Source organism: Amedibacillus sp. YH-ame6 (assembly GCF_053848845.1).
In genome coordinates, this window is sequence record NZ_JBSPEZ010000002.1 from 132402 (window position 1) to 145099 (window position 12698).

Consider the following 12698-nt stretch of genomic DNA (forward strand, 5'->3'; position numbering starts at 1 on the left):
ACGTTTTTAGTACGTAACATAGCCACTTTCTTCAATCAGCTCTTTTCCCTGTGAGGAAGTAATCCATTGTAATAACGTATCTATTCTTTCGTTTTGATTGGATTCTAAGTGGATCGCGTAGAATGGAAATATAAACGGATAACTATCATTACGTACATTTTCTTTATCTGGTGATATTCCATCAATTTTCAAAAGTTTTATTTCTTTATTATTTACCATTTCCTTTGCAAAGTATCGAAATGAATACCCAATCGCATTTTCACGATTTTGATAATCTGCGGTTTGTGAAATGATTCCCCCCATTCCTTGTACCACATTTTCTTCTATGGGCTGCATCACTGGTGTATCCTTCATCATACTTAACAATGCTGTTTGAGAACCACTACCTTCTGGTCGTTGATATGCTTTGATGGTTTCGTCCTTACCACCGACCTCTTTCCAGTTTGTTATCTTTCCACTATAAATATCGCGTATCTGTTCGCTTGTTAAGGAATCTATTGGATTAGCCGCATTCACGAAAAATACAAAACTTTCTTTACCGATTGGTGTTTTCACCATCGTTTCATTCGCATTGTCAAAATCACTTTGTTGTTCTTTACTTGGTTCAAATACAAAAATCATATCTCTTTCTTTTTCTAACAATCGTCGATAAGCATCAGGGGTTGTATAACAAGTAACATCCCCATCATATAAAGGATATTCTTTTTCAGGATAGATTGCCTGTGCAAACGATGCATATACAGGATAAAATGCAGTAGCTCCATCCAATGTAATCACTGGTTCTTCTATTTGAAGACTTGCCTTTTGATCTAACGTGGCTAATAGCTTACTTTGAAATGGTCTATATTGTTCTAAATCAACTTCTGTTGAAACCTTCACATAACGATCTTGATATGCATCATATGCAAGTGTACCTGCATAAGTAGCTCCACTCAAAATCAAAGGGAATAGGAAAACAGCCAGAATTTTAAACTTTGCCATCTTTTGATGAACAACATAATTTATAACCATTAACCAAACGATTCCATAAACAGATACACTTAGGATAACGGCTACATATTGCATATACACATGGGTAGAAGACCACGCTGAATATAGCAAAAATATTATTGTTTGGGGAAGCGATATTATAGTTAATATAAATGTTACTACAATCAATGCAATATTAATTTTTGTATTTTTCTTCATAGATTCTCCTTCAATAGAGTGATCTTCTCTATATTCATGATACCTTGGTTATTTAAAACATTGAAGCATTTCAGATAAATTTATACGAATGATAATTTGGACTTTACTAAGATATCAAACGATTTTATCATTGAATGTACAGGCTGTTATTGGTAAGGCGAAAACACTTACACAAACAAGTGCATACATCATATTTAGTGCTACATCATTTTCTAAAATCCATATCCTAGCAAAAAAGAATACGAGTCCACAACAACTTAATAGCATCATAAATAACCTTAGTTTCCAGGTATTTGTAAAATCCTTTTTATTCTTCATCACAAGCATATAAAACACTGAAAACTGATAAAGACAAATACAAAATAGTATTTCTATACTATCTTTCATTGTGAACATAAACATTTCGGAAAATACACCATCCAGGTTTCCTGTAGTAATTAAGCGCAATGGTAATCCAATAAGCATAAATATACAAAAGAAAACCAACATAGTAAGTCCAAACAAAATATAACCACTTAAATAAACATTGAATATTTTAAATTTTTTTGAAGCTTTTAAAAATACAGAGTCTTCAGTATCATATATTTTGAACATAAAAATACAAACGCACACAACTAGCGCAACTGGTAAATTAATAAAACAAAACATGAAACAGAATAACCACTCTCTTCCACCTATATACATATCAGGCTTAATTGATAATACATCTTTTTGAAACCGAAAAACTTTTTTTATCATTCCCATATTCTTTCTCCCTACTTCAATATGAACTCTCTATAATTGCCTGCAAGATTGGTTGATCTGCTTCTTCAAATGAATACGCAGTAAGTTCATTCGCCCGTACAAAACAAGCTTCATGATGAGCGTGTAACTTTATCTCACCAGATACAAACTCACAAAGAAATGCAGATACCTGTAGTATCATATCTTCCCTTTCATCTATAATATCTAGTACATGACGCATTACATTCACATCGATTTCTAGTTCTTCCTTGATTTCTCTTTGAACTGCTTCTTCAAGAGATTCATTTGCCTCTACTTTACCACCTGGAAATTCCCATATATTTTCACGTACACCTTTTCCTCTTCTTGCGATCAAATATTTACCATTTTGTTTAATGATTCCGCAAACTACTTGTATCGTCTTCATCATGTAACTCCTCACTAAGATCAACTAGCGTATGAAGATCTAATTCATCTTTTTGTCGTACTTCATCTAATAAAATTGTATTATCCTTTCTAATGAACTTCCAATATTCAAAAAACTCGTGTGATCTTTTATCTCCTTCGATGATAACCTCCTCTACTTCATCGATTTTAAAATCTACCATCTTCCCTCTAATACACACCCAAAACATATCATGTTCATTTACTTTGGAATCATAAATACTTACAACATGGCTTGATAATAGTTTTACCTTATCTAATATATTGCGTTCTTTGCGTATATCCATCCAATCAATTTTCATACGCCAATTCTCAAACAAGTCTTCGCTTACATATGGTTTTAAAATCTCTATATTCTTATTTGTCCATGCACTTTGTGCTTGATAGAAAATTTCTTCCACTTGTTTTTGTATACGACGTTCATCCCAGAATTCATCTATATCGTCCAGTTCTTTTAAAAGTTTTCCACTTATTCTTTTCTTTTTATAAACTTGATAACGAAAATAATAAGCAGAAGATCCTGCCCCAAAAATCATAAGTCCAACAAATCCTATACTAATAAATATTCCATCCCTTGAATCACCATAAGATGAAGATCCAGAAGACGATGAACTCCCTGATCCTCCTGAGCCACCACTTCCACCGCTTCCTCCAGAGCCTCCACCTCCTGCTCTACCTTGGATTGGAACGATACATAACAACATCATGATGATACAATATATTATTTTGTTTACTTTCTTCATAACTTTCCCCTTTGTCTACTTACATTATAACGAAGCCTTTCCAGTATGTAAATGAAACAATCCTTACTATATTCTTAACTTAAAATATGCTATAGTATTGGTACTAGGAGGTGTTTTTATGAAAGTCGCAACAATTGGGACTGGTATGATTGTTGACTGGTTCTTAAATGCCGCTACACAAAACGATATAGAATGTGTGGCAATGTATTCACGTAACAAAGAAAATGCAAAAAATCTTGCGGAAAAATATCATATTACGGATATTTATACGAATTTGGATGAGATGTTATCTAGGGAAGATATTGATTTTATTTATGTCGCATCCCCAAACAGTTTACATTATGAACATTCCTTCAAAGCAATGAAGGCTGGGAAACACGTCATTTGTGAAAAACCTTTCGCTTCTACTCTAAAAGAATTTGATACTCTGTTTGCATATGCAAAAGAACATTCTTTATTCTTACATGAAGCAATCGTTACTGCACATATGCCAAACTATAAACTAATTAAGGAACAAATCAAACGATTAGGAACCATTCGTATGGTACAGTGTAATTTTTCACAGTACTCTAGTCGTTATGATAAACTACTTGCTGGTGAAACTCCAAATGTATTTAACCCTGCTTTTTCAGGTGGTGCATTAGCGGATATTGGGATTTATAACTTACATTTTGTAATTGGTCTATTTGGAAAACCACAAGACCTTCACTACTTCCCTAATAAACATCCTAATGGAATCGATACAAGTGGCGTATCCATTCTAGAATACGATGGTTTTAAAGCAGTATGTGTAGGATGTAAAGATACTAAGAGTAAATGCATTTCACAAATACAAGGTGAAAAAGGATATATCACATTACATTCTGAAACAAGCAAATGTGCTAGCTTTACCATTCATGTAAATGGTACTGATGAAGAAATATCTGTGAAACAAAATGAAATTTCACTCTTCTATGAATTACAAGACTTCAAAAAACAATTTGAAGAAAATGCTCTAGAAGAATGTCATGAACATCTTGTTTATAGTCGTAATGTTATGGAAGTATACACTGCTTTACGTAAAGATGGAAATATTGTATTTCCAACAGATGAAAACTAATATGGCAACCCTATGAGCATATTTGAAAATGATTTTATCATGCGTCAAATTGAAGATATCACTGGAATGATAGGGAAAGTGTTTCTCCATAGACAAGCATCAAAAGAAGTGCAAGAAGAAGAATTAAGTGACGAAAAAGCAAAAAACTATCTTCGTAAATTAAGAAAGCTAATTGATGAAGGGAAATATAAAGAAGCTGTGACCTTAATCAAAGATGATTTTGAAGATGGAAATATGGAGTTCTTATCTGTTGCCCTATCTTGTTTTGATCAAATCAACGCAAGAACAGAAAGCGAATTAACAAACAGTGGATATTCTAGAAATCAGTTATATAACGATTTATCATTTATCACTGATCAATTTGGTATTCAATTATAGAAAAGCATCCTCTTCTCGATTGAGAAGAAGATGCTTTTTTCATCCCTTATATTGATACTCCGATTTAATAATACGGAACATTTCCTCACAACTCAAATCACAGCCGTTTGCTAACCACATTTTGATAATAGAGGTAATTCCCCCTCTAAAAAAATTCATATGATACTCTATAAACTCATTGTTATAGTACCTCTTTGCAGCATCAGTATCATAGGCAGTAATTATATTGTCCAAATCAAAGTTTAAATGGAAATACGTATGATAAAACATTTGGTTTTCTTTGATATGCTGAAATAGTTTTAAAAAGTCATTTGAATTATACTTATGGTTCATTTCATCCTCATATAATGAAAAGAAATCATTCAACATTCTTTCTCGTATCTTTTCCACTAAATCATATATATCTACATAATTTGCATAAAACGTAGAACGATTAACTTTTGCAATCGAACAAATGTCAGTAATTGATACATCCTCTACTTTTTTATCCTGAATCAACTCAATAAAAGCATTTTCAATTTTCTTTTGAGATGCTTTTCGTCTTGCGTTGTTCGCTATATTCATAACATATCCTCCATTATTCCAACAAATGTTGCGTTTTTGATGATTGAAACCTACGCTTAATGAAATTATACTGTAATTGTAATATTACAACAAGTGTTGGTTTATAGGAGGTATATTTATATGGCAAAATCAAAACTTATTCAAGCAAACAAAAAAATCGAAAAGGCCGTGATCAATTGCTATAAAAAAATTGAATCTGAAGTAGTGGAAGGTTACACAAAAATTGAAGATAAATTTGTGGACAACTATTTAACGCATGATGGCGAATCTATTGAAGACGCAAAAGAACGATTAAAGAAAGAAAAACAGAACAAAGAGGAAAGTAGGTAGAAGATATGAAGAAAAGTACGTATGTATCCTTAATATTAGGTACGCTTGGAATTTTGTTGTTAGGTTTAGGAATGTGTATGTGTTTACTACCTGAGTGGAACCTTTTCAACCAAGGTATCGTAATGGGTGTGGTTGGACTTATCGTCTTATTCATTATGATTCTTGTCTATCGCAGAATGGAACAAATGACACCCATACACATAAATGGAAAAGCAATTTTACTTTTCATCTTATGTATTTTTGGCATCCTATGCTTTGGTGCTGGTATGAGTATATCTATGGTGTATGAACAAATACTTCTAGGAAGTTGTATTGGTATAGTAGGAATCCTACTATTATTAGGCTTGTTGCCTTTCTGCGTCAAAATAAAATAAGCTACACATGTTGTTCTTGTTAAAAAAGTATTCATCCCATAGAACCTTTTCATTCACCTTATGTTCCACGTTATTGAACCTAGGAATTGCGATTGTTAAGTTATGGATCGGTCTTTTGTTATCATCTTATTGGTTCATGATAACTTCTCTTTACTACCTAACCATTTGTATAAGTAAAGCACATGTATTACATCGTTGTGCTAAGTTCATGCGTAATCAAGGAGAATCCTCTTCTTACGATAAACAAATTCAAATATATCATCATAGCGGCTATTTTATGGGTGCACTAGGGATCTCTTATCTCTTATGCTGTATTTGGATGTATACCTATAATCAAGTAATCGCCTATCCGCAGTATATTGTGTTTGGTGTTGCTGCAATCGCTTTTTATAAAATCGGCTTTGCGATTTATGGAGTCCTTCAAGCACGAGGTAAAAAACAACCAGTGTTTTCTGTTATTAAAATCATTAATTTTGCGGATGCTTGCGTATCGATTGTCGCAATACAATGTGCATTACTAACTATGCAAAAATCTACTTATGCTTCCACAAGCAGTTCGCTTCTTGGTATGGTCGTAAGTCTTTGTTTCATAACATTTGGCATCTATATGATATTTAAAAGGTTCACTACATAAAAACAACTCCTCATCATGTAACATTCTACATGAACAAAGGAGTTGCTTTTATCATTTCATTGCTTTTACTTTTTCTATAAGTGCCTCAGGATTTACAACATTTAATTTCAATATCTTTGTAGAATCATTTTCATCCAATAGCTCTATGCTTGTTTTACTTGCTAAGGATAAAAATGTATCAGGTGTTAGATTGGGATTCACTTGTAAACATAATGCATACATTCCAGCTAACCAAGGACATGTCCAACTCAAACCACCTACTGCTCCATAACTATAGTCATCATTTGAAGTAAATCCTGCATATGTTCTACAATCCATAGGTGCATAAATAGTATTGAAGTTATTAATATAACGAGGATTCATCCAAGAACCTAAACTATATGTATTTGTATCATCTGCATCCCCCATTGGTAAACGATTTAACCCAAATAATCCAATACCATAATTCATCTCCATGCTTGTTGTAATCACAAGGACGTTTTCTTTTTTTGCCTTTTCAATTGCATCATACACCATTTTTTCATCTTCTTTACTTAAATCCGCAAACCCTCTAGAAATAGAAATCACACGAATTTTGTCCTTTTCAGGCAATGCTTTATTAATTTCTAGCACACGCTCAATACCTTTTGCCATATAGCTTAAATTCGTATCATATACAGTTTCTCCATTACTATCTTTTTTTAAATCACTTAAACTTGTCGCAATATAATAGACCTTTGCATCAGGCGCAACACCAGTTGTTTTTCCTACCGCAATACTAGTTACTGCTGGTCCATGCATCGAAGCACTCTTTTCTTCATAAGAATTAATGGTTTCGTACATTTGAATGTTTTCTTTATATTCAATATGGTCCAAAAGTAAATTTTGATCAATAATCGCAATATTAACACCTTTCCCAGTGATTCCTTGCGTATGAAGAGCACGTATTCCTAATCCTGGATTTTTTCCTATTTCCATAATGCTTTTTGGATCATAGTTATCAGGAAGTTGTTGAGGCCATAAGGTAGCTAAATCGTATGTAACATACGAAAAATTATTGTTATCACGTAAATCAAATGCACGAAGATCTTTATGACGTAAATCCCATCCCATACCATCTTCTTCAATTTCTGGCAATGTATCTGGTTTTTCTACTTCCCATTGATAAGGCAATACATTATCCACTGCAAACTGTGGTGTCCCTTCTGCTAATTTTTTCAAATCAACCTGTGCACTATACCCTTTCAAATCTTCGCTATCTACTGTATTTTGGCAACCAACAAGTGCAATACATGTACATAAACTAAGCAGTTTCATAAAGAAACGTTTCATAAAATACCCTCCCTCTTTCTTTAGTTTTCTTTATTAATTATACAAACTTCATATTATTTCAAAACTCTTTTTATAACTTCATCTTTACTTACTATAGTAAACCTATTTAAAAAGTTGTCAAATACTATCGCGTGTTTTATACATATCGTACATCAACTATAAAATACACTCACTTAGAAATAAAAAAATCAATCCATAATTTTAACTATGAACTGAATCTTTTTATTATTTATATGCCAATTGCCCAACCTTCCAGTTACGAAGTACATTCGCATAATCTTTTGCATATGCCTTTGCCTTTGCTAGATTATGATCTAAGTAATTTCCACATTCTTTTGATTCTTGTGCACCAGGTATATCACCTTCAAAATCCCTAATAAAATTCATCGTATCCTTGATAAGTTGAATTGCTTCTTCCTTTGAAATGCTATCTCTTGTAAGAAAATAAAACCCTGTACGACATCCCATTGGACCTGCATATACAATTGCATCACTATATTTTGAATTACGAACGTAAGTCGCAAACAAATGTTCAAAGGTATGTAGTCCATCATTTTCTAGATATGTTCCAGCATTAGGTACTACCATGCGCAAATCATAAGTTATGACATCTCCATCGATTCTAGATACATACATTCCTTTCTTTAATATATCATGATCAATACAAAAGCTTGTTATTTTATTCATTTCTTTCACCTCCTCTATAGTTTACCATAAAACAAAGAAAAACAACCACCTCAATGGTTGCCTCACTTACTACATTAGTTTACCTCTGCGTATTTTCTACGTTCAGGGCTAAGGTTATCTACATAATAACGAACAGTTAGACTAGCTGCACATTTGCTTTTGTTTTTTGGTTCTACGATAAAACCATCACCTTCTAGCATTGCATCTAGCATTGCTTTACAACATACATTTTGATTTTTAATCCCTGGTTCACATTCTTCAAGTAAATCTTTTGCATTTACTTCAATGTACAACCATTGTTTATCATGCGCTTCCTGTTTTTTAGCCTGTAAACAATCCAAGTAATCCTGCATCTGTAATTTTGCCATGGTACTTCTCCTTTTCGTTAATTTACACTTTTATTATAGCACTATTTGTTCGATAGTCAAAATACCTTAGAAAAAATATAAAGATTTCAGCCATGGAACATATTGGCAGCAAGTTAGGTTCAATAGGAACTTAATGAATGGTTATGGAATCCTCTTTTCTAATGTATTGTATAGCTGCTTTGTCTCTTTTTCTGTTTTTTCATTTACCACAAGGATAGAATGATCCTTTAGAGTGAGAACAATGTATGTTTGTTTTACAATCCTTAAAGATGTATAACATATATCGTCCATATGCTTCATTTTTAAAGTGTCCAGCACTTACTTTGAAATCACCTAGACCATTTTTTCTACTGCCTAAATCTAAGTCTTCTTTTAGTTCTATTTTTTGAATATCGCTAAATTTAACTTTTTTACTTTCTACCAGGGTTGCTTACGCAATTAAATTGGTATCTGTTACTTCGATGCTAACATTTCCACTCATCAAAAAGAACGCTACGATGAGCAAAGTCGCAACACCAATTATGATACTTACTGTTATGGATATCTTCTTGCTTTTGGTATTTGTTTCTGGTAATGGCTCAGAGGAATCACGTTTGCACCTTGTGTTTCCTGCCACTAATATATATACGATATCTATTGCCATGACTGCCATAAAGAACCAGACAGGAAGAACATCTTCTAAAAGAATTTGCGCAAGTATTGTTAATGTAATAACACATGTTCCATTTCCCACTACATGACACAATTTTTTTTCATCGATTTTATTTTTTTCTTCTTGAGAACTAGTATTATATCCTGCGATTAAAAATGCACCTTTTCCCATATAAAATATCACAGTCATAATAGCAAATACAACTACAAGTATCCACATGAGTGCCATATGCGCGCCTCCTAGATCATCTTTATTTTTTTTAAGTTTAGATTAAATTTTTTCTTTTAGTTTATCAATACACCAGTTTGCCCATTTAATTTCATTTTGATAATACATAAAGCCATACGTCATAGTCATTCCCCAAAAGAAGGATTCATTATCTTTATGAATCTTCTCTTCAAACTCAGGGATTCTATTGATATCCTCATTCATTTCATCGATAATGTCTGAACAATTACGAATATATTTCTCTAATAAACGCATTGTTTGATCGATATCAATATTGCTAGAGAAGAAAATCTTAATTAACAATGGATTCTTATATTTCATGATATCTTCTAAATTGGCATCTGCCAACCAACGGTGAAGTTCTACTTTCCCTTCTTCACTAATATGGAAAAGTTTCTTATTTGGTTTATCGCTTTGATACACAATGTCACTAGTAACCCAATGCAAATCACTCAACGTATTTAATTCTTTATAAATTTGTGATGTCTGGGAATGCCAAAAGAACGCTATCGATGATTTGAAATAGCGATCAATATCATAGCCTGTCATATCCGTGTAATTTAATAAACCCAAAATTGCATGTTTTAAAGGCATATCATTTCCTCTTTTCTAATGTTGTGATATTCTACTATTAGAATACATCAGATGACAAAATTATGCAACCCTACTCCAGTTCTTCTGCTTCTTGTTCAATTTCACTAGGTGTTTCTCTATTTCTTATAGACTTAATCGCTTGTATAATTTTTTCATTATTTTCTACTACGAAGTTTTGAATATCTTTCGCTTTTTCTTTCATTAACAGTTCATAATTCTCTATGATTCCTAATGTAACTTCCTTCACATCTATTTCATTTAACTTAGCAATTGGATTATTTGCCTTTAACTCAGTTGCCATTTTAGAAATAGAATCCATTGGTTGTAAATCCTTGATTTTCGCTGTGAGTAATTTTGTTTTTCTTCGATCAATTAAATCCTGGAAGGAGATATTCCCTACTTCTTCATAACTAATATCTTCAAATAAAGAAGTATACTTACTTATATGATAAATTAGCACTTTATATAATTCATTCATCGATAAACCACTCATAAAATAATCATCCATATGATGAACAATCGATTCCAAACGTTCTTGTTTCAGATTCACAAAGAAATCATTCACAAAATGATATACCAGTTTTGGCATACCTGTTTTCTTTTCAGCTAATAAATATAGATTTTCTTCAAAATCCATCGCATATAAATTATGATTGTGATAAAGCTGGATCAAATTGTTACATGGATAACATGATTTTATATAATTTGGTTCTTTCAGATGTTCGAAGAAAGAAGAGATAGTATCATTTTCATTCTCAAAAATAGTAAGTTTCTTTAGAAATTGTGGATCCTTCGCACGACGTTGATATACCGATAAAATGGAACGAGTAATTCCAGGCGCATTAAAGCTACAAACACCCATCAATTTCTCTTCCAAAGCATCCTTCATCGTTAATGCACAAAACAAAGCTAGATTTCCACCCTTGGAGTGCCCACATAAATAAAATGGCTTATCTATCGTTGTATTTTGAATATGATGTAAAGTGAGTACTTGTTGGTAAGTAGGATTCTTCAAAAACATTCTGAAATTATCCATCCAATCTTCCCATCCACATGTCTGGTGAACATGATCCAATGCTTCGCTACCTCGAATCGCAAAGATAAGTGCTTCTTCGCATTCAAACACATAGTAAACTACACCACTTTGTGCATTGTCATTGAAGCATTCTTTTACATACATCGTTTCGTATAAATCGCGTTGTATATTTTCTACCATTTGTAAGTTACAAGAAAAATCAATCATACTTTCATAATCTTTTCTTAACTGTTCATCTTGTAAAATATAATCTATGAAATCCGCAACACTTTCACCAATTTCATAACAATCAAAATACGATAACAAGGATACATCATAAAATGTTTTTTCGTTTAGCATACTCTCACCCTTTTATGAATCATTATAAATCTTTTCATCAAAATTACAAGGAACTTCATATGAATAGAGATATCATTTTTGTAAGGAAGTTCTTGTCTTTTTTTGTAACTCGCAATACAATGGGTACAATGGAGGAATAGGATATGGTACATAATGTAAAGGGTGTTTTATTTGATTTTAATGGAACTATGGTATTTGATAGTCCACAACATAAAAAAGCATGGGGTGTCTTCTCAAAGAAATATCGTGGAATTGATATTAGTGAAGAAGAAATGGAACAAATGCATGGTAGAACCAATAAAACAATTATAGAGTTACTATTAAAAGATAGTGTAAGTGATGAAGAGAATGAACAATTATCAAAAGATAAAGAAGCTCTTTATCGTGAAATATGTACAAACTTAAAAGATGACTATCATTTAGTAGAAGGTCTTGAAGAGGTCTTAGATGAATTGAAAGCACGAAATATTCCAATGACGATTTGTTCTGCTTCTATAAAGGAGAATATCGAATTCTTTATTCAAAGATTTCAATTGGGGCGTTGGTTTTGTATAGATAATATCATTTACGATGATGGAACACATGCAAATAAAATTAGCATGTTCCAAGATGGCGCAAAAGCTATACAAGTTCCTGTAGAAGAATGTTTGATTATTGAAGATTCTTTATCAGGTATAAAATATGCACATGCAGTACATGCCGCAAACATCATCGCGATTACTAGCTTAGAAAAAATTGAGGAATATGAAAACTTAGCTGGTGTAAATCAAGTGATTACAGATTATCGTTCATTTGATATGTCGATTTTCAAAGAATAATTAGAAATTTATACATTATTTGTAAATAAAAGTGGTATACAAAATAAAAAGATTCAATTTCTGGTGAAATGTATTGATTTCTTTGGAATTATACTGTATATTTATTATGTTAATGCTATCAGCTGGCTTATTCTTTCTTCCCCCACCCATATAGGTAAGTCAGTATATCTTCCCCCAGATCGATAGCA

Annotated in this window: 17 protein-coding genes; 6 read left to right on the plus strand and 11 right to left on the minus strand. The window is 32.3% G+C overall.

Annotation, left to right across the window (positions count from 1 at the left end; genetic code table 11):
* Positions 1-6: 6 nt before the first annotated feature.
* The 4 genes from ACWG0P_RS02265 to ACWG0P_RS02280 all read right to left on the minus strand — a co-directional run bounded on the left by ACWG0P_RS02265 (position 7) and on the right by ACWG0P_RS02280 (position 3098).
* Positions 7-1188: a PstS family phosphate ABC transporter substrate-binding protein gene (locus ACWG0P_RS02265; protein ID WP_455800296.1), complete on the minus strand. Its 1182-nt coding sequence runs from the start codon at positions 1186-1188 to the stop codon at positions 7-9.
* A 114-nt stretch (positions 1189-1302) separates the two neighbouring features.
* Positions 1303-1932, minus strand: a complete 630-nt coding sequence (locus ACWG0P_RS02270; RefSeq protein WP_455800297.1) for a hypothetical protein — start codon at positions 1930-1932, stop codon at positions 1303-1305.
* A 16-nt stretch (positions 1933-1948) separates the two neighbouring features.
* On the minus strand, positions 1949-2338 hold the full coding sequence (locus ACWG0P_RS02275; protein ID WP_455800298.1) for a (deoxy)nucleoside triphosphate pyrophosphohydrolase: 390 nt from the start codon (positions 2336-2338) through the stop codon (positions 1949-1951).
* Positions 2304-3098, minus strand: a complete 795-nt coding sequence (locus ACWG0P_RS02280) for a Tim44 domain-containing protein (protein ID WP_455800299.1) — start codon at positions 3096-3098, stop codon at positions 2304-2306. The genes ACWG0P_RS02275 and ACWG0P_RS02280 overlap by 35 nt, the downstream gene beginning before the upstream one ends.
* A gap of 118 nt (positions 3099-3216) precedes the next feature.
* Between ACWG0P_RS02280 and ACWG0P_RS02285 the strand changes: the two genes are divergently transcribed.
* The gene (locus tag ACWG0P_RS02285) at positions 3217-4197 is read left to right on the plus strand and encodes a Gfo/Idh/MocA family protein (protein ID WP_455800300.1); all 981 of its coding nucleotides are present in this window, start codon (positions 3217-3219) and stop codon (positions 4195-4197) included.
* Positions 4198-4209: 12 nt separating this feature from the next.
* Positions 4210-4575, plus strand: a complete 366-nt coding sequence (locus ACWG0P_RS02290; protein WP_455789848.1) for a DUF6483 family protein — start codon at positions 4210-4212, stop codon at positions 4573-4575.
* 39 nt (positions 4576-4614) lie between these two features.
* Here the strand turns inward: ACWG0P_RS02290 and ACWG0P_RS02295 are convergent, their stop codons facing one another.
* Positions 4615-5139 (minus strand): TetR/AcrR family transcriptional regulator, encoded by a 525-nt coding sequence (locus tag ACWG0P_RS02295; protein ID WP_455800301.1) that lies wholly within the window; start codon positions 5137-5139, stop codon positions 4615-4617.
* Positions 5140-5259: 120 nt separating this feature from the next.
* Between ACWG0P_RS02295 and ACWG0P_RS02300 the strand changes: the two genes are divergently transcribed.
* The 3 genes from ACWG0P_RS02300 to ACWG0P_RS02310 all read left to right on the plus strand — a co-directional run bounded on the left by ACWG0P_RS02300 (position 5260) and on the right by ACWG0P_RS02310 (position 6477).
* A complete protein-coding gene (locus ACWG0P_RS02300; protein ID WP_455800302.1) occupies positions 5260-5469 on the plus strand; it encodes a hypothetical protein in 210 nt (69 codons plus the stop codon).
* A 5-nt stretch (positions 5470-5474) separates the two neighbouring features.
* Positions 5475-5843, plus strand: coding sequence for a hypothetical protein (locus ACWG0P_RS02305; RefSeq protein WP_455800303.1), 369 nt, complete (start codon positions 5475-5477; stop codon positions 5841-5843).
* A gap of 136 nt (positions 5844-5979) precedes the next feature.
* Positions 5980-6477: a hypothetical protein gene (locus ACWG0P_RS02310; RefSeq protein WP_455800304.1), complete on the plus strand. Its 498-nt coding sequence runs from the start codon at positions 5980-5982 to the stop codon at positions 6475-6477.
* Between the two features lie 51 nt (positions 6478-6528).
* Here ACWG0P_RS02310 and ACWG0P_RS02315 read toward each other — a convergent pair whose 3' ends face one another.
* The 6 genes from ACWG0P_RS02315 to ACWG0P_RS02340 form a co-directional block, all read right to left on the minus strand.
* Positions 6529-7788, minus strand: a complete 1260-nt coding sequence (locus ACWG0P_RS02315; RefSeq protein WP_455800305.1) for a S8 family serine peptidase — start codon at positions 7786-7788, stop codon at positions 6529-6531.
* A 225-nt stretch (positions 7789-8013) separates the two neighbouring features.
* On the minus strand, positions 8014-8475 hold the full coding sequence (locus tag ACWG0P_RS02320; RefSeq protein WP_455800306.1) for an S-ribosylhomocysteine lyase: 462 nt from the start codon (positions 8473-8475) through the stop codon (positions 8014-8016).
* Between the two features lie 74 nt (positions 8476-8549).
* Positions 8550-8843: a hypothetical protein gene (locus ACWG0P_RS02325; RefSeq protein WP_455789841.1), complete on the minus strand. Its 294-nt coding sequence runs from the start codon at positions 8841-8843 to the stop codon at positions 8550-8552.
* A 430-nt stretch (positions 8844-9273) separates the two neighbouring features.
* A complete protein-coding gene (locus ACWG0P_RS02330; RefSeq protein ID WP_455800307.1) occupies positions 9274-9723 on the minus strand; it encodes a DUF3784 domain-containing protein in 450 nt (149 codons plus the stop codon).
* A 42-nt stretch (positions 9724-9765) separates the two neighbouring features.
* On the minus strand, positions 9766-10317 hold the full coding sequence (locus ACWG0P_RS02335; RefSeq protein WP_455789839.1) for a PadR family transcriptional regulator: 552 nt from the start codon (positions 10315-10317) through the stop codon (positions 9766-9768).
* Positions 10318-10387: 70 nt separating this feature from the next.
* A complete protein-coding gene (locus ACWG0P_RS02340) occupies positions 10388-11692 on the minus strand; it encodes an Mbeg1-like protein (RefSeq protein WP_455800308.1) in 1305 nt (434 codons plus the stop codon).
* Positions 11693-11835: 143 nt separating this feature from the next.
* Here ACWG0P_RS02340 and ACWG0P_RS02345 point away from each other — a divergent pair, with 143 nt between their 5' ends.
* Positions 11836-12510, plus strand: coding sequence for an HAD family hydrolase (locus ACWG0P_RS02345; RefSeq protein ID WP_455800309.1), 675 nt, complete (start codon positions 11836-11838; stop codon positions 12508-12510).
* Positions 12511-12698 lie beyond the last annotated feature (188 nt).